We start from the raw sequence: 17,584 nt of genomic DNA, 5'->3' as shown, positions 1-17,584 counted from the left end.
TCGTCGGCTGACTATGTTGGGCGCACGCGATGCACGCCGAACCGGCGCATCGCGTACGGCGGATGGATCGCATGGGCAATCGCGCGACCGGTGAGCCGGATCACGCGGCTTCGTCGTGCTGGAGGCTTTCGCGCGGATCGCGCCTGGCCGACAGTTTTTCCGAAACCAGGAACGCGAGCTCGAGCGCCTGCGATCCGTTCAGGCGCGGATCGCAATGCGTGTGATAGCGTTCGCACAACTGATCGTCTCGAATCTGCTGCCCGCCGCCCGTGCATTCCGTCACGTCGGTTCCCGTCATTTCGAGATGCAGGCCGCCCGCATGCGTGCGTTCCGCCTCGTGGACATCGAAGAAGCGCTCGACCTCGAGCAAAATGCTCTCGAAGCGGCGCGTCTTGTATCCGGATGCCGACTTGATCGTGTTGCCATGCATCGGATCGATCGACCAGATCACTTCGCGCCCTTCGCTCTTCGTCATTCGCACGAGGCGCGGCAGCAACTCGGGGAGCTTTTCCGCGCCCATTCTCGCGATCAGCGTGAGGCGGCCCGGTTCGTTGTCCGGATTGAGCACGTCGATCAGCCGCAACAGATCGTCGGGCTTGATCGTCGGGCCGCATTTGAGCCCGATCGGATTCGAGACGCCGCGCAGGAACTCGATGTGCGCGTCGTCGGCGCCGCGCGTGCGCTCGCCGATCCACAGCATGTGCGCGGAGCAGTCGTACCATTCCGCCGTCAGCGCATCCTGCCGAGTCAACGCCTCTTCGTAATGCAGGAGCAGTGCGTCGTGGCTCGTGTAGAGATCGGTTTCGCGCAGCGAGCGCACCGACTCCGGCGATACGCGGCACGCGTTCATGAACACGAGCGCCTGTTCGATGCGGCACGCGATCTGCCGATAACGCTGCCCCTGCGGCGCGGACGCGACGAAGCCGGCATTCCATTCCTGCACTTGACGCATGTCGGCGAATCCGCCGTGGCTCAACGCGCGCAGCAGGTTGAGCGTTGCCGCTGCCTGGGAATAGGCCTTGAGCACGCGCTCGGGGTCCGGTCGCCTCGCGGCCGCCGTGAATTCGATGCCATTGATGATGTCGCCGCGATAGCTCGGCAGCGTGACGTCGCCGACCGTTTCGTCGGGCGAACTGCGCGGCTTCGCGAACTGCCCTGCGATGCGGCCTACCTTGACGACGGGAAGCCCGGTGCTGAACGCAAGCACCGTCGACATCTGCAGGAACACGCGGAGCAAATCGCGCACCGCATTCGGATGAAACTCGGCGAACGACTCTGCGCAATCTCCCCCTTGCAGAAGGAAGGCCTTGCCGCGCGCGACGTCCGCGAGCTGCGCCTTGAGATCGCGAATTTCTGATGCGAGCACGAGCGGCGGCAACCGCCTCAGTTGCTCCTCCGACGCCGCGAGCTTCGCCGAGTCGGGATAGCTCGGCACCTGGTGGATCGGCCGATCGCGCCAGGAGGATGGGGACCAGTCAGCATGCGTCATGGCGGCCCTCTTGCGCTCCGGCCGGCTCGACATGCGAACCGCGGTCGCCGCTCGACGTGCCGGAGAAGGATCGGCGGCCCGCTTCGGCGTGCAACTCCGCCTCGGGAGATGTCCGGTTCGCGGGAAGCGTTGCGCCAATCAACACATCGAAATCGTAGTGATCCACAGTCAGGCTCCGACAAAGCAGATGATCTCCCGCAGCACATGCCCGCGGGTCCTTGCCTCACTCCAGCCTACTTAACTTATTGCGACCGCCGTCTTTCTCCGCCGGCCCGGCGGCATTATGTCGGCGCGCCGACGCCGTCATGCGCGTCGGAACGCTCGGCCGACGACTCGCGCGCCGCATTCGACGCGCGGGACAGCCGCAATCATCGCGTCGCCGTTTCCGGAAAAATCTGATTGACCACCTGGTATGCGAGCGCCGTCCAGTATTCGCTTGCATCGTCCGCGACGAGTTTTGTTTCTTCTTCGGCAAGCCGCACCACGCCGGGATCGAGCAGGAAATCCTCGAGATCGTTGATCGACGTGAACGCGAGGATCGACACGCCGTCGATCGTGTGCCCGACCGAATGGAAGAACGGCTGCCCTTCCTGCGTCGGACCGATGTTGTGCAACTGAACGTAGCGCTTGACATAGCGGCTCGTCGCCGGCTGGGCGAGCACTTGCTTCGCGTACTGGTTCAACCACGCGTCGTGGAAATCGGCGCGAGACAGCGATGCCTTGCGACGCGCGACCTTGACGAGCAAAAACGACTCGCGCTGCGTTTCGCTCGGCACGATGATGTGCTGTCGAGCGAGCACCGGGCACAGCTCGCGGAAAATCGCCTGATCCTCGGGCAAGACCTTTGCCGCGATTTCCGGCTGACTGAATACCGCCTGCAACCCTTCGACGTTCTCGAAGCCGAGGTATGCGATGCCGTCCCACTGTGGACGGCGGTATTCGGGAATATGGCCGATTACGGTATCGAACAGCTTGCCGTTACGGTCGACGGGCGGCTCGTAAGGCAGCGGCGCGCTGCTCGATGGGCCGGCTGGCAACCGGTGAATCTGGTCGTAGCGCAGCAGATGCTGGATGCCGTTCGCTTCGGGCGGCTGAGCATAGACGAAGCGCGGCCCGTGCACCTTCCGCCAATACTCAGTCCATTTTTCGAACGCAAGGTTCGGGTTGCGCTCGAAGGCGCTCGTTTCGACGGCGGGATCCTTGATCAGCTCGCCCGTGGAGTTCAGCAGCAGGTTCGGATCTCTGCGGCGCTCGTCGAGCGGCGCGTTGTCCGCGCGGGACAGCAGCGAGCAGATGACCGTCAAAGGTTCATCGTACGAACGGTAGATTTTCAGGTAAGGCGAACGAAACTGACTTTCGGCGGAAATACTGGACACGACGGACTCCTGCTCTCCGGAATGGTTGATCGCGCTGCAAACGCTCACCCCGACGCCGTTTGCCGCATGGCCCGCGGCAAACGGCGAGAACGCGCGGGCGATGTCTCGCAACAACTTTGCATTGCTTATCGTCTAATCAACGTGCTGAGCGAAACGAGTCGGCCGCGAACGCAGTGCGCCCATGCATCACAACCGACTGCGCCGACCGAACGGCGCGCCGCATACGGCCTCTCGCTCACACCCTCGGGTTCTGGATGCGACGGAAGGATCGGCGAACCGGGCTCGAGCCGACGGCACGGGCCCGAACGACAGGGCCGGCCACTTCGCTCTGCTCGGCGGAATCGATCCGCGTGTACAATAGTCGCACGAGATTAGATCGCATGCAATCTAATTTGGTTGGTTGTCGATGCACCGAAGCGCAAGCGGTTCCGCGCGTCGGCGTGAGCCGCTCAAGCCGGTGACGCGGGGCGTGGGCGATATCGTTCCTCGTCTTCCGAATCGTCGTCCAGATCGACGCGGCTCGCCGGATGGACGACCGCTCGCGCGGCCCCGGACAGCACGGTCGTTCCATCCGGCAGCCACGCCCTGCCGCTGAAACGTACGACGTCGCCACGAAGCCCGGCATGCGGTTCGACCGCCTCCACTCTCCACGCAAGCAGGCACGTACTGCCGGGCTCAGGCGTGCGCCGGCAGTCGACTGTGAACGACAGCAGCGAACTCGCGTCGTGCTCCGCCGCGAACATGAAGAACAGCTTGGAGAACGCGGACGCGAGCGCCGCCTGATTGGAGAGGCGATGCGTCGGCACGTCGTCTTTCGGCGGCTGAACCGCGCTGTGCACGTCGTGTCGCGCGACCGGGCGCAGCGCGACCCAATCGCTGCGCGTTTCTCCAATCGAGTATCGGAACCGTGCCATTTCTTCTCCCGGAAATGAGGGGGCATCAGCCGGCGTCGCGACGCAAAATCTGCCCCATCATCCAATTTTTGCATCGCGGTGATATTAGTCGTTCGAGATGTATAGTGAGGAATATAGCGGAAATCGACGAGCAATTTCGCGCTCGATGAGGTATCCGGATGGGACGCTTTTCCGTCGAACGGTTCGGCGTAGTCGGCATGGGGCTCGTGAGTGACTCGATTGCGCGCGTGGCCGGGAAACGCCACCCCGGCGTCGAGTCGATCGGGTTCGATGCGATCGACGACGTCCGGCGTTGCGCTCGAAACCGCGTCCGCCGGACGACGCGCCGGCGTTGCTCGAACAGCGGGAGCGCTTCCGGCACAGGCTCGCGGATTGGCGCGATCTGATCGCCGCGTCCCGGAAAACATGCAGGACCGGCTTGCGGGGGCGACTCAATCGGCGTGTGCGTTCGCATCGGCGAAGCATCGCCCTGGCGAAGCCGAAAACGCGTCAACTCGGTAGTTACCAGTACCGGGCCCACGCGAATGGCAATGGCACATATGCTATATTGAAAAAATTGTTCTACAAGCCGTGCGTCTGTCGCAAAGCCCGAGGGCGGCGGCATTCGTGGACGTTGCCCGGCAAGCGCGACGCACTGCGCACCCCGCTATTCGCGGCGGCCCGCATGCGCCGAATACCGTTTATTTTTAAGTTGGTCACGTTGAATGTCTTCCAGTTTGCTCTCTCTTGCCGAAGATACGTTCTGCCTGCGCCTCCAGCGAGCAGCGCGCATGTGGCGCAAGGTCGCCGACGTCGAACTTAGCAAGCTGAATCTCTCCGAAGCAACCTCCACGCCGCTGTGGCTCATCTACAAGCTCGGGGAAGGCTTGCGCCAGCGTACGCTGGCCGAGCATCTCGGCATCGAAGGCCACTCGCTCGTCCGCTTGCTCGATCAGCTCGAGGAAGCCGGACTCGTCGTGCGCCGAGACGACACGTCGGACCGCCGCGCGAAGACGCTGTATCTGACCGAAGCCGGCCGTCGGGTCGGCGAGCAGGTCGATACGATGGTCAAGCACATCAAGGGCAAGCTGTTGCACGGCGTCGCGGCCGATCAGCTCGCGCTCGTCGATTCGGTGTTGAACACCATCGCGACTTCCGCCGAAGAGTAAGGGGTGCGGCGCTGGCCGCCGGCCTCCGCCTCGTCAGAATCGCCCCGCTTCGCTCTCGCCGCTCTTCTCCCGCCTCTCCTGCGGCGCCGACGTCGGCGCCCGTATCCGTTCATCGATTTCCGTCCAGCCGTCCGCCGCCTCGCCAGTGCGACCTTGGCATCGCGTTTTCGCGCTTCCTCGCGCGAGCCGGTCGAGCCGGTTGAGCGCCGGCCGCCGCATGGATCGCACTTTTAGGCGAACAAATTATGGTGTATTGCGATTAAATCGCTCATGATTTATTCTCGCTAGCGGATTGTTCCTGTGTCCAATCCGGTTCCCATTTACCCGAGCATCGCCGTTGACTCGTTGCTGCACCGGGCGAAGTACGGCGATTGCGCCATCGAACCATGTTCAGGGCGATTCGATGAGTGATTTTTCCGGTGTAGAAGAACGTTCCCGCGAACGGCAAGCGCAAGCGGCAGAGCCCCCCGCTCACGTCCGGCGGATTCGGGAACTGCTGGACCCGGGCTCGTTTCGCGAGCTCGACGCCCTCGCCGAGCACGATTGCACCTGGTTCGGCGCGGATCGCCGAAAGCAGCGAGGCGACGGCATCGCGACGGGTCATGGCACGATCGGCCAGCGCCCCGTCCTCGTCTATGCGCACGACGGCGGCTTTCTCGGCGGCAGCTCGAGCCGCGTCCACGCGCTGAAGATCGGCAAGGTGCTGGATCTCGCGCTGCGCATCGGCGTGCCGGTCGTCGCGCTCAATCATTCGTCGGGCCTGCGCATCCATGAAGGCGTCGACGCCGACTCCCAATTCAGCCACGTGTTCTACAAGACGGTGCGCGCATCGGGCGTCGTGCCGCAGGTGTCGCTGATTCTCGGCGACTGCGTCGGCGGCGCGGCCTATACGCCCGCGCTCACCGACTTCATCGTGATGGTCGATCAGGAGTCCGCGCTGTTTCTGACGGGCCCCGCGGTGATTCGACGCGCGACCGGCGAGGAAGTCACGAGGGAGGAAATCGGCGGCGGACATCTGCACGCGGCCGAAACCGGCCTCGCGCACTTTCTCGTCGAATCCGGCGACGAGGCGCTCGCGCTCGCGCGCGAACTGCTTTCGTATCTGCCGCAGAACAACGCGTCGCCCGTTCCGCCGACGCACGGGCCCACAACGCTGCCTCGCACGCTCGACGGCATCGCCGACATCGTTCCCGTGAGCAAGACCGAGCCGTTCGACGTGCGGGAGCTGATCGAGCTGCTGGCCGACGACCGGGCGTTCCTCGAAGTGCACCGGCTCTACGCGCGCAACATCGTGGTGGGCTTCGCGCGCATCGGCGGCCAAAGCGTCGGCATCGTCGCGAACCAGTCGGCGTGGCTTGCCGGCTGCCTCGACATCGACGCATCGGAAAAGGCCGCGCGATTCGTTCGCACCTGCGATGCGTTCGGCATTCCGATCCTCACGCTCGTCGACGTGCCGGGCTACCTGCCCGGCAAGCAGCAGGAGCGCTCGAACGTGATCGGCGCGGGCGCGAAGCTGATGCACGCGTACTGCGAAGCGGTCGTGCCGAAGGTCGCGGTGGTCTTGCGCAAGGCGTACGGCGGTGCTTATCCGACACTCGCGAACCGGTCCGCGACGGACATGATCTATGCGTTTCCGTCTGCGGAGATATCGGTGATGGGGCCCGAGGCCGCGGTCGACGTGATCTTCCGCAAGGCGCTCGCGAACGCGCCGGATGCGGTCGAGCATCGCGGCAGGTTGATCGAGGAATATCGCGACGCGCATGCGAGCGCGCGCTATTCGGCGAGCCGCACCTATATCGAGGGACTCGTCGAGCCTGCCGAGCTGCGCAACACGGTGACGTCGACCTTCGCGCTGCTTCGCGACAAGATTCCGGGCGCGCCGAGCCGCCGCCATTCGAACATTCAACTATAAAGAGAGCGCAAATGGGCATTCCGAGGGATTCGCAAAACGACTACGCCGCCGCGCAGATCGAAGCCCGCTTGCGCTGGGTCGAGAATTTGACGGGCGGGCGCTACCCGCATCTCGGCGGCGAGCCTGTCTCGCCCGAAGCCGTCAAAGGCACGTGCGAGAACTTCACCGGCTTCGTCGGCATCCCGCTCGGACTCGCGGGGCCGCTCAAGATCACCGGCGCGCATGCGAGCGGCGAATTCGTCGTGCCGCTCGCGACGACGGAAGGCGCGCTCGTCGCATCCTTTTCCCGCGGCATGAGTCTCATCTCCGACAGCGGCGGTTGCACGACGACGCTGCTCGACAACGCGCTTCCGGACAGCGAGCGGCCCGCATACCGCTTCCTCGGCGATGCGCTCACAAAAGTCTCGGCGATCGTGCTGCGCTCGGCGAACCACGCGAGCGCGTTCGACGCGTGGCTGCGCGCCCATGTCGCGCGGATCGTCGAGGCCGCGAACGCGACGAGCCGGCATGCGCGTCTGCTCGAAGTCACGCCGCTGCTGCAAGGCGATCTGGTCGGCCTCGCGTTCACATACGAAACAGGCAACGCGATGGGCCTGAACATGGCGACGAAGGCGAACGAGGCGGCCTGCCGATACATCGCCGAGCAATGTCCGCAGTTCGTCGAGGGCTACCTGAACACGCTCGGCGGCGACAAGCGCTTCGTCGGCGATCAGGCGAAGGGCCGCTACGTGTCGGCGAGCGCGCGCATTCCGGCCGAACTGGTCGAAGCGCGATTGCGCACGACGCCTGCGCGCATGCGCCGCTTCCTGCAGGCGTGCAACACGCTGCTCGCGCAGCGCGGCGCGACCGCGCCGAACATCCACGTCGCCAACGCGTTGACCGCGCTGTTCATCGCATGCGGCCAGGATCCGGCGTTCGTCACCGTGTCGTTCAAGAACGCGTGCACGACGTTCGACGTGCTCGACAACGGCGACCTGCTGGCGGCCGTCACGTTGCCGAACGTGATCGTCGGCGTCGTCGGCGGCGGCACGCGCCTGCCCGCGCAGCAGGAATGCCTGCGCATGCTCGGCTGCGAGGACGACGCGCGCAAGCTCGCGGAAATCGCGGCGGCCGTCGCGCTCGCCGGCGAGGTGTCGGTCGCGGGCGCCGTGAGCGCAGGCGAATTCACGCGTGCGCACACGGTGCTCGGCCGAGGTCTCGAGCAAGCGGCGCGCGCGCCGTCGGAGCGCACGACATGAGCATCAAGCGCGTGCTGCTGTGCTGCCGCGGCGAAATCGCGCTGCGCTTCGTCCGTACCTGCCGGCTGCTCGATATCGAGACCGTCGCGATCTACACCGACGACGATCGCAACGCCGGCTTCGTGCTCGCAGCCGATTCGTCGTTTCACATCGACGCATGGAATCCGGCGACGCTGATCGACACGGTCGTTTCGATCGCGCAGGCGGTGCGCGCGGACGCGGTCGCGCCCGGCTACGGGCCGCTTGCCGAAAACGCGGAATTCGCGGCCGCGTGCGCGGCGAAGCGGCTCGTCTTCGTCGGACCGCACGCGGAGGCAATCCGCCGCACCGGCGACAAGATCGAGGCGCGCGTCGCCGCGCAGCGGGCGGCGGTGCCTGTCGTGCCGGGCGCGATCGTGTCGAGCGACGCGCAAGCGGTCCCCGCCGCGCACGAGATCGGCTTTCCGATCCTCATCAAGGCGGCGCTCGGCGGCGGCGGTCGCGGGATCCGCGTCGTCGAGCGCGCCGAGCAGGTCGAGTCGGCGCTCGCCGAGGTTCGCCGCGAGGCCGAGCTCGCGTTCGGCAGCGACGCAATTTACCTGGAGCGCTTCCTCGGCGAGCGGATTCGCCATATCGAAGTGCAGGTGCTCGGCGATCGCCACGGCAATCTGCTGCATCTCGGCACGCGCGAATGCAGCGTGCAGCGACGGCGGCAGAAGATCGTCGAGGAGGCGCCCGCCCCCTCGCTGTCGGACGCGTTGCGCGAGCGGCTGCACGAATCCGCGCTCGCCGTCGCACGCGAGGTCGGCTATGACAGCGCGGGCACCGTCGAATTTCTCGTCGAGGGCGACGAGCGCTTCTACTTCATCGAGATGAACGCGCGGATCCAGGTCGAGCATCCGGTCAGCGAGGCCGTCACCGGCGTCGACGTCGTCGAGCAGATGCTGCGCGCCGCGGCGGGCGAGCCGCTCGGGTTGTCTCAGGGCGACGTGCGCTTTCGCGGTTGCGCGATCGAGTTCCGCGTGTGCGCGGAGGACGCGCATGCGGACTTCCTGCCGACGGGCGGCGTAGTCTCGCACTACCGCGTGCCCGAAGGGCCGGGCGTTCGCATCGACTCGGGCGTCCACGCCGGCGCACGGCAGTCGACGCGCTTCGACAGCCTGTGCCTGAAGCTGATTGTCGACGGCGCGACGCGCGAGATCGCGCTGCGCCGCGCACAGGACGCGTTGAGCGAACTCGCGATCGCGGGCTTCAGCACGAACCTGCCGTTCCATCGCTGGCTGATCGATCATCCGCCTTTCCGGCTCGGGCGCTACGACCTCTCGGTGACGCGCGATTTCCCGTTCGCGCACGGCATGCCGGACGGCACGGTGCGCGTGCTACACGCGCTCGCGGCGCTCGCCGCGCACGTCGGCACGCCGACGCTTGCGCCGAGAACGAGCGAGCCGACTAACCGTGCGTCGGTTCCTTCCGCATGGGTGATCCGGAACGACCGACGCTCGTGGCTGCCGTGACGGCGCCCGTTCGACGAGTCCTGTCAACCACGACGAGGAGCGCTCGCATGAGCATCCCCCTGCTTCGCACAACTTATACGGGCGCGTTGAGCGACGCGCCGGAAGACGAACCGCCCGTGCGGATCGACGTCCAGACCCTCGAGCCCGACGTCTATCGCGCGACGTTCGGCGACGGCTGCGCGCTGCTGCTTCGCCTGATATCCCGCGAATCGCTGCCGGACGGCGTCGTCAGGCTCGTCGCCGAAGCGGACGGCGCGCATCACGATGTGCTGCTGACGCCCGCCGCGCGAGGCGGCATGACGCTCGACTACGCCGGCATTCATCGAACCATCGGCACGCGCGGCGCACCGCGCGGCTCGAACGGAACGCGCCGCGAGCGCGGACGCGCCGCGCACGCGGCGATCACTGCGCCGATGCCCGCGCGCGTTGCCGAAATCCTGGTCGCCGAATCGGACGTCGTCGACGAAGGCGCGCCGGTCGTCCGCATCGAGGCGATGAAGATGCTGATGACGCTGGCTGCGCCGCGTCGCTGCCGAATCGAGACCGTGCACGTCGCGGCGGCGGAGAACGTCGAGGCCGGCGCGTTGCTCGTCAGCGTGGCGGACGCCGATCCCGCCTGACCGCGCTCGCCGAGCGGCCGAACCGCGCGCCATGCCGGCGCGACCGTTTCAATCGATTTCCTGACCTTCCACCATAGCGGAGTTGCCGTGAGTCTCGAATCCAACATCACGCGGTACTGCGACACCCTCACGTATTCGAAGATCGATCCCGCTGCGATCGAAATCGCGAAGCATTCGCTGATCGACATTCTCGGCGTATCGATCGCCGGATCGCGCGACGCCGAGGTCGAGCTGCTCGCCGGCGTCATCGAGCACTGGGGCGGCCTGCCCGAAGCGCGCGCGATCGGCCGCGCGCGCCGCCTGCCCGCGCCGTCCGCCGCGCTCCTGAACGGCGCGGCCGCGCGCGCGCTCGATTTCGACGACGTCGCCGATCCGCTCGGCACGCATCCGAGTGTCGCGATTCTTCCGCCGCTGCTCGCCGTCGCCGATCTGAAGGCCGACGAAATCGATCACCAGGCATTCATCGCCGCCTACGTCGCCGGGCTCGATCTGTCGATCCGGCTGTCGCGCGCGCGCCGCGAGACGCTGCTCGAGAGCGGCCGCTACGATCTGTGCAAGGTGATCGCGGCCACTGCGGCGGCGGGCATCCTGTACGGGCTGAAGGGCGATCGGCTGCGCGATGCGCTCGGGATCGCGTACACGTCGGCGCTCGGCGAGACGCAATGCATGATCGACGGCGCGCCGACCGTGTTCTACCAGCAAGGGCTCGTCGCGGCCAACGCGGTGCGCGCGGTCGTGCTCGCGTCGCACGGCTTCACGGGCGCGCGAGACTTCCTGACGGGCCGCTGGGGCTATTATTCGGCGTTCGAGCCGGGCTCGGCCGTCGAGACGGTCGACGCCGATCTCGGCAAGACGTTCGCGAACGTCGACGGCATCGCGTTCAAGCCGTTCCCGACTTGCCGCCCGAACACGTCGGCCGCCGCGCTCGCGCTCGCGCTGACGAACGGCGAGCGCTTCGACGCAACGCAGATCGAGCGCGTCGACATCCAGACCAATCAGCAGATCTACGATCTCGTCAGCGCGCCGGTGGCGCGCAAGCAGGCGCCGACGAGCGTCGTCGAGGCGCGCTTCAGCATCGCGTACAACGTCGCGACGGTCCTCGCGACCGGCGATCTGTTCATCGGCGACTTCACCGACGACGCGATCCGCCGCCCTAACGTGATCGCCGTGAGCCGCAAGATTCATCCGACCACCGATCCCGATTGCGAGCGCCGTGAGCTCGGCACGCACGGGAAGATCAAGATCGCGATCCAGCTCGTCGACGGGCGCGTGCTGTCCGGCGAAGTTTCGTACGCGAAAGGCAACCCGAAGAACCCGATGACGCTCAACGAACTCGCCGCGAAATTCGACAAGTGCGTCGCCTATTCGCGTCTTCCGCATGCGCAAGCGAATCGCGCCGGCATCGTCGATTGGGTCGTCGATGCATCGAATCGGAATCCGAAGTACGCGCAACTCGCGTCGCTGCTGCACGCGCCAGCCGCTGCCTGACGCCGGCCGAAACCGCCCGGCGGGCGGGGCGGTTTCGCCGCCGCGTGCGAGCGAGCGCGAGACACGAAACCGACGCGCGAGGCCATGGCTCCCGCGCATCGGCCCCGCGCGCCCTTCAACTCATTCGACCGTCTCGGCGCCGCTCTCGTCGTGCGCCCGCACGGCGACGGATGCCGCCGCCGGCTTCGCGTGTCCGCTGAGGATCCGCTCGACGAGCTCGGTTTGCCGTTCGCGCGCCTTCACGATCGCGCCCGCCTTCACGTAGCCGTAGCCGCGAATCGCATCGGGCGTCTTCGCCCATGCGACGATGTCGGCGAGCGTGTCGCGCGTGAGCCGCGGCAGCAGGCGATCGAGCGTCTCTTCGTATTCGCGGACGAGACGGCGCTCGTCGCGACGCTCGGCCGTCCAGCCGAACAGATCGAGCGGCGTGTGCCGAAGCACGCGCCCCGCCGCGAGCACGCGGAACGCCGGGACCATCCAGCGCGAGAAGGCGCGCTTGCGCGGCGGCTGGCCGCCCTGTTTCGAGCGCGCGTCGAGCGTCGGCGGCGCGAGGTGGAAGGTCAGCTTCGCACGGCCGGCGAAATGCGCGCGCAGGCCGTCGAGAAACGCCTTCGACGTATGCAGACGTGCGACCTCGTACTCGTCCTTGCAGGCCATCAGCTTGAACAGCATGCGCGCGACCGCGTCGACGAGCGTGACGTCGCCGAGCGGCGCCGCAGCCGTGCGCACGCGCTCGACCATTCGCCGGTAGCGGGCCGCATAACGCGCGTCCTGGTATTGCGTGAGAAACGCCGTGCGGGACGCGATCAATTCGTCGATGGTTTCCTTCTTGCGCCGCACGAAGCCGACGGGACGCCACGCGCCCGGCGGCGTCGCGCCGGCCGTGCCGAGATGGTGCGCGACGAATGCCGGATTCGCCGCCCACAGCCGTCCCCACGAGAACGCGAGATATTTGGCGTCGGCCTGGCCGCCCTGCAGGCCCAGCGCGTGGCGCAGCGACGCGAGCGACACGGGCACCGCGCCGCGCTGCCATGCGTAGCCGAACAGCAGCATGTTGGCCTGCATCGGATCGAGCAGTTCGGCCGCCAGCGCCTTCGCATCGATCGCGTCGTAGCGCTCGGCGCCGACGACCTTCTCGATCAGCGACTGGATCGCGTCCGTCTCGATGCGCGCGTCGGCATCGCGCAACATCGCGCCCGTCTGTGTCTGCGCGGTATTCGCAATGACGAACGTCTTGCCGCGTTCGAGCGACGCCAGCGCGTCGTCCTCGGTGGCGACGAGCAGATCGGCGGCGAGCAGCGCGTCGGCGCCGCCGCGGTCGATCCGATACTGATGCAGCACCTCCGCCTCGCGCGCGATCCGGATGTGACTGAGCACCGCGCCGCCCTTCTGCGCGAAGCCCGTGAAGTCGAGCACGCTGACCGAGCGTCGGTCCAGATGGGCGGCGAGTCCGATCGCGTTCGCGACGGTGACGACGCCCGTTCCCCCGACGCCCACCAGCATGATTTCGAACGGCTCGTCGAGCGAGCGCGGCTTCGGTTGCGCGAGCGCGTCGGCGCGTGCGATCACGTCGGCGGGATCGGCTTTCGCGGGCCGGCGCTCGCGCGGCGTGCCCGTGACCGTCACGAAACTCGGACAAAAGCCCTTCACGCACGACAGATCGGTGTTGCACGAGTGCGCGTCGATCGTGCGCTTCAGTCCGAACGGCGTGTCGACCGGCACGACGGACAGGCAATTGGACTTCACCTGGCAATCGCCGCACCCTTCGCACACGGCCTCGTTGATCACGACCCGGGTCTGCACCGCAGGCGGCGGCTGCCGTTTCTTCCTGCGCCGCGCTTCGGTCGCGCAGGCTTGATCGAAGATGAGCACGCTCACGCCGCGCGTGTCGCGCAACTGGCGCTGCACGTCGTCGAGCGTGTCGCGATGATGGACTTCGACACCCTTCGGCACGCTGTCGTGCGCCCGGTAGCGGCCGGGATCGTCGGCCACGACGACGACGCGCCGCGCGCCCTCGCTCAGCACGAGCTCGGCCGCCTTGCGGACGGTGAGCTGGCCGTCGACCGGCTGGCCGCCCGTCATCGCGACCGCGTCGTTGTAGAGCAGCTTGTACGTGAGGGTCGCGCCCGCGGCGATCGCCTGCCGAATCGCGAGATAGCCCGAATGGAAGAAGGTGCCGTCGCCGATGTTCTGGAAAATGTGCGGCGTATCGACGAAAGGCGCCTGTCCGAGCCAGTCGACGCCCTCGCCGCCCATCTGCACGCTGCCGCTCGTCGCGCGCTCGGGCATCCGCGCCGCCATCGCATGACAGCCGATGCCGAGACGCGCCTCGCTGCCCGCCGGCACGCGCGTCGACGTATTGTGCGGGCAGCCCGAGCACAGATACGGGGTGCGCCGGATCCATGCCTGCGCGCGGACTGCGGGCGCCGCGCCCCACGCGTGCGGGATGCGCAGCGGCACGTCGAACGCTTTCAGCTGTCGCGCAAGCAGCGGCGCAACGCGCGACGGGCGCAGCTCCTCCAGTTCCGAGACAAGCGGGGCGCCCTTCTCGTCGACTTTCCCGACGATCGTCGCGCGGCGGTCGTGCCGCGCGTTGTAGAGACAGTGCTTGAGCTGCTCCTCGACGACAGGCTGCTTTTCCTCGATGACGAACACCTTGCCCGCGCGATGCGCCCATGTTTCCAGCAACGGCGACAGCGGATAGACGACGTTGATCTTCAGCAGCGCGACGCCTGCCCGCTCGAGCTGGTCGAGCGACACGCCTCCTTGCCGCAGCGCCTCGCGCACGTCGCGATAGGCCTTGCCGACCGCGGCGATCACGAGCACGGGCCGCGCGGGCGTCGTGACGGCCTCGTCGAGCGGATTGGCGCGCATGAACGCGCGCGCCGCCTTGAGCTTGTATGGATGGCGCCGCTCGATCTGCATGCCCGGCAGATCGGGCCACCGCCAATGCAGTCCGTCCGGGCCGGGATCGACGGGCGGCTGCGTGAAATGCGGCGGCTCGAACGTCGGCACCGACGCCGACGCCTCGACCGTCTCGGTGATCGCCTTGAAGCCGACCCACAGGCCCGATGCGCGCGACAGCGCCCAGCCCCACAGTCCGCAGCGCTCGTAGTCGGCGAGTCCCGACGGGTGGATCACGGGCAGGCCCCACGCGATCAGCGTGCGATCCGACTGGTGCGACATCGACGACGACACGCAGCCGTGGTCGTCGCCCGTCACGACGAGCACGCCGCCGTGCGGTGACGAACCGTACGCATTGCCGTGCTTGATCGCGTCGCCCGAGCGATCGACGCCCGGCCCCTTGCCGTACCACATGCCGAATACGCCGTCGTAGCGCCTCGTCGCATCGGTTTCGACGCGCTGCGTGCCGATCAGCGCCGTCGCGGCCAGATCTTCGTTGATCGCCGGCTGGAACCGAATATGCGCGTCCTCGAGTCGCGCTTTCGCGCGCCAGAGCTCGTGGTCGACGCCGCCGAGCGGCGACCCGCGGTATCCGCTCACGAAGCCCGCAGTGTTCAGACCCGCCGCGCGGTCGGCGGCGGCCTGCGCGAGCAGCAGACGCACCAGCGTCTGCTGGCCGCTCACGAAAATGCGTCCGGGCGGATCCTCGAGTCCTTGGCGATAAATGGAGTCGCGCCGGTATTCAGTAGTCTTGAACATGGTTTCGTGCCCTCGATCGCGGAAAGCCCACATTGAAGATGGGCGGCAGCGTCGTCTCGCGCGCTCGCCCGGAAATTCGGCCTCGTGAAGCAGCGGTCGAGGCCGGGCGCCGGATCAGTCGATGCCGGCGCGCGCGATCGCGATGGCGTCGCGCAACACGTCGGAGTCCGCGATGTGATGCATCAGCACGAGCACGAGCTGAGCATGGAACAGATGGCCCTGAGCGTCGTCGAGATCGCGGCACGCATCGGCCAGCATCGCAAAATAGGCATCCGGATCGGCGAGCTCCGGAACGCGCGCCCCCGTCACGGGCGTTGCAAAGCTGTCGCTCACGTTGCCGCTCATGATTGCGTCTCCTCGAACGAAAGGGGAATCGGCGTGCCGACGGCGCGATCGAGGATCGTCCACAGCGCTCTCGAATCGACGCGCTCGAACGAGCCGAGCACGTGCTGATCCGGCCGCAGCAGCACCGCGTTGCCCGGCGCGAGGCCGTAGCGCCGCGCGACGAAGCCTTCGTGATCCCACAGCGTCGAGCATCCCGGCGCATCGTGCTCGTGCGCGGGCCGTGCCGGCGACGCAACGACGATGGCGAGCAGCGCGGCGCGCGGCGCGGCGGCGAGCGCGGAGATCGCCGCGTCGTCGGGATCGCCGTAGACGAGCAGCGTGTACCCCGGGCCGCCCAGGTGCGCGAGCAGCCAGTCGGGCTCGCCGGCGCGCTTGACGGGCGCGTCGACGGCGGGCGAGCCGGGCTTCAGCACGCCGGGGTGCGCGACGGCGCCGGCGAATTGCCCGACGCCCGTCAGCACGGCCGGACGCGACAGCCGCCCGGAATTGACGAGCGCGCGGCCAAACGGCGTCGTGCGCGCGAGCGCGAGCGCCGCGCGCCGCAACACGTCGGCGGCCGGGCTCTCCGGCGAGATGAAGCGCGCGCTGCGCGTCGAGTTGAGGATATTCTCGTCGGCGGCGAATGCGCGCTCATCGCCATACGAATCGATCAGCGATGCCGGCGCGCCGTGGCGAACGATCGCGGCGAGCCGCCAGCCGAGATTGTCGACGTCCTGCAAGCCGCCGTTGCCGCCCCGTCCGCCGAACGGACTGACTTCGTGCGCGCTGTCGCCCGCGAACACGATGCGCGAATGGACGAAGCGCGCGAGGCGCCGGCAGCGAAACGTATAGACGCTCACCCAGTCGATCCGGAACGCCACTTCGTCGCCGAACATCGCGCGCAACCGTCGCTCGACGCGTTCGGGCTCCCGTTCGAGCGCCGGGTCGGCGTCGGCGCCCAGTTGGAAGTCGACGCGCCACAAGTTGTCGGGCTGCTTGTGCAGCAGCACCGACCGTTTCGGATGGAACGGCGGATCGAACCAGAAGCGGCGCTCGGCGCGAAGCGCCGCGCCCTTCATCTCGATGTCGACGATCAGGAAGCGATCGGGAAACATCTCCCCGACGAACGGCAGATCGAGTACCTTTCGCACGGTCGAGCGCGCGCCGTCGCACGCGATCAGCCAGTCGCAATCGAGCCGGTACTCGCCGTCCGGCGTTTCGACCGAGACCGTCGCGCCGTCGTCGCGACCGATCACGTCGGTGACGCGGCTGCGGCTGCGCAGATCCACGAGGCCGCTCTCGGCGCATGCTTGCGCGAGCCATGCTTCGATATAGGACTGCTGGACGTTGATGAACGGGGGCCACTCGAATCCCGGCTCCGGCTGGAAGTCGAAGCTGAACACTTCCCGGGATTGGTGATACAGGCGGCCGACCTTCCAGTTGACGCCTTGTTGGCGCAGCCGGGGGCCGAGCTTCATCCGCGCGAGGATTTCGAGACTGCGTTGTGCGAAGACGATCGCGCGCGAGCCGTCGATCGGCGCGTCGCGCGCCTCGAGCACCACGCTCGCCACGCCGCGCTGGGCGAGATCGCAAGCGAGCGCGAGGCCGATGAGTCCGGCGCCCGCGATCACGACCGGAACGCGCGCGGGCGCGTCGAGGTCGAGTTCGGCGGGCCGGGTATAGGAAAAACGAGATGGGGTATGCATCCGCAGGCACTCCCGAAATGCCGTTTTAGCAAAGAAACGACTGGATGAGTTGTTTCGATTTCAACGCGATGCTGCGCAATATTAGATCGCATACGGTCAATTCGCAACATCAATTAATTTGCCGAATGCCGGCGATTTTTTCGCCCAATTTCCCGCAATTTGGACGCCAAATCCCGCAATAAGACAAATTCGAGTCGATTCGCTTTATCGATA

At 67.0% G+C, this 17,584-nt stretch carries 13 protein-coding genes; 6 read left to right on the top strand and 7 right to left on the bottom strand.

Translation table 11 applies throughout. The features are described 5' to 3' along the window. Window positions 1–100: 100 nt before the first annotated feature. The 4 genes from WS70_RS09260 to WS70_RS09250 form a co-directional block, all read right to left on the bottom strand. The gene (locus WS70_RS09260; protein ID WP_059470036.1) at window positions 101–1,489 is read right to left on the bottom strand and encodes a class II 3-deoxy-7-phosphoheptulonate synthase; all 1,389 of its coding nucleotides are present in this window, start codon (window positions 1,487–1,489) and stop codon (window positions 101–103) included. Then, complete coding sequence (locus WS70_RS31430) at window positions 1,476–1,655, bottom strand: hypothetical protein (RefSeq protein ID WP_159082874.1); 180 nt, start codon at window positions 1,653–1,655, stop codon at window positions 1,476–1,478. The genes WS70_RS09260 and WS70_RS31430 overlap by 14 nt, the downstream gene beginning before the upstream one ends. 202 nt (window positions 1,656–1,857) lie before the next feature. Continuing rightward, complete coding sequence (locus WS70_RS09255) at window positions 1,858–2,865, bottom strand: EthD domain-containing protein (protein WP_226382827.1); 1,008 nt, start codon at window positions 2,863–2,865, stop codon at window positions 1,858–1,860. Window positions 2,866–3,314: 449 nt separating this feature from the next. Beyond that, window positions 3,315–3,779: a hypothetical protein gene (locus WS70_RS09250; RefSeq protein ID WP_059470037.1), complete on the bottom strand. Its 465-nt coding sequence runs from the start codon at window positions 3,777–3,779 to the stop codon at window positions 3,315–3,317. A gap of 704 nt (window positions 3,780–4,483) precedes the next feature. Between WS70_RS09250 and WS70_RS09240 the strand changes: the two genes are divergently transcribed. The 6 genes from WS70_RS09240 to WS70_RS09210 all read left to right on the top strand — a co-directional run bounded on the left by WS70_RS09240 (window position 4,484) and on the right by WS70_RS09210 (window position 11,678). Continuing rightward, window positions 4,484–4,927, top strand: coding sequence for a MarR family transcriptional regulator (locus WS70_RS09240; RefSeq protein WP_226382826.1), 444 nt, complete (start codon window positions 4,484–4,486; stop codon window positions 4,925–4,927). A 403-nt stretch (window positions 4,928–5,330) separates the two neighbouring features. Continuing rightward, a complete protein-coding gene (locus tag WS70_RS09230; RefSeq protein ID WP_059470041.1) occupies window positions 5,331–6,839 on the top strand; it encodes an acyl-CoA carboxylase subunit beta in 1,509 nt (502 codons plus the stop codon). An 11-nt stretch (window positions 6,840–6,850) separates the two neighbouring features. Further along, window positions 6,851–8,077, top strand: coding sequence for a hydroxymethylglutaryl-CoA reductase (locus WS70_RS09225; protein ID WP_059470042.1), 1,227 nt, complete (start codon window positions 6,851–6,853; stop codon window positions 8,075–8,077). Then, window positions 8,074–9,570 carry an acetyl-CoA carboxylase biotin carboxylase subunit gene (locus WS70_RS09220; protein WP_059597012.1) on the top strand — a complete coding sequence of 499 codons (1,497 nt, stop codon included), beginning with the start codon at window positions 8,074–8,076 and terminating at the stop codon, window positions 9,568–9,570. The genes WS70_RS09225 and WS70_RS09220 overlap by 4 nt, the downstream gene beginning before the upstream one ends. Before the next feature lie 47 nt (window positions 9,571–9,617). Continuing rightward, on the top strand, window positions 9,618–10,190 hold the full coding sequence (locus WS70_RS33515) for an acyl-CoA carboxylase biotin carboxyl carrier protein subunit (protein ID WP_269434735.1): 573 nt from the start codon (window positions 9,618–9,620) through the stop codon (window positions 10,188–10,190). Between the two features lie 87 nt (window positions 10,191–10,277). Then, window positions 10,278–11,678 (top strand): MmgE/PrpD family protein, encoded by a 1,401-nt coding sequence (locus tag WS70_RS09210; protein WP_059597013.1) that lies wholly within the window; start codon window positions 10,278–10,280, stop codon window positions 11,676–11,678. 120 nt (window positions 11,679–11,798) lie between these two features. On the opposite strand, the gene WS70_RS09205 is transcribed toward WS70_RS09210, so the two are convergent. From WS70_RS09205 to WS70_RS09195, 3 genes are all read right to left on the bottom strand, one after another. Continuing rightward, entirely contained in the window at window positions 11,799–15,341 is a 3,543-nt protein-coding gene (locus WS70_RS09205) for an indolepyruvate ferredoxin oxidoreductase family protein (RefSeq protein WP_059470046.1), read from the bottom strand. A gap of 114 nt (window positions 15,342–15,455) precedes the next feature. After that, entirely contained in the window at window positions 15,456–15,686 is a 231-nt protein-coding gene (locus WS70_RS09200; RefSeq protein WP_059470047.1) for a DUF2783 domain-containing protein, read from the bottom strand. Next, the gene (locus WS70_RS09195) at window positions 15,683–17,371 is read right to left on the bottom strand and encodes an FAD-dependent monooxygenase (protein ID WP_082722214.1); all 1,689 of its coding nucleotides are present in this window, start codon (window positions 17,369–17,371) and stop codon (window positions 15,683–15,685) included. Before WS70_RS09195 ends, WS70_RS09200 begins: the two co-directional genes overlap by 4 nt. Window positions 17,372–17,584: the final 213 nt, after the last annotated feature.

Source organism: Burkholderia mayonis (genome assembly GCF_001523745.2).
Classification (GTDB): domain Bacteria; phylum Pseudomonadota; class Gammaproteobacteria; order Burkholderiales; family Burkholderiaceae; genus Burkholderia; species Burkholderia mayonis.
Note: the sequence above shows the minus strand (reverse complement) of the source record. Positions and strands in the feature narration are given on the sequence as shown.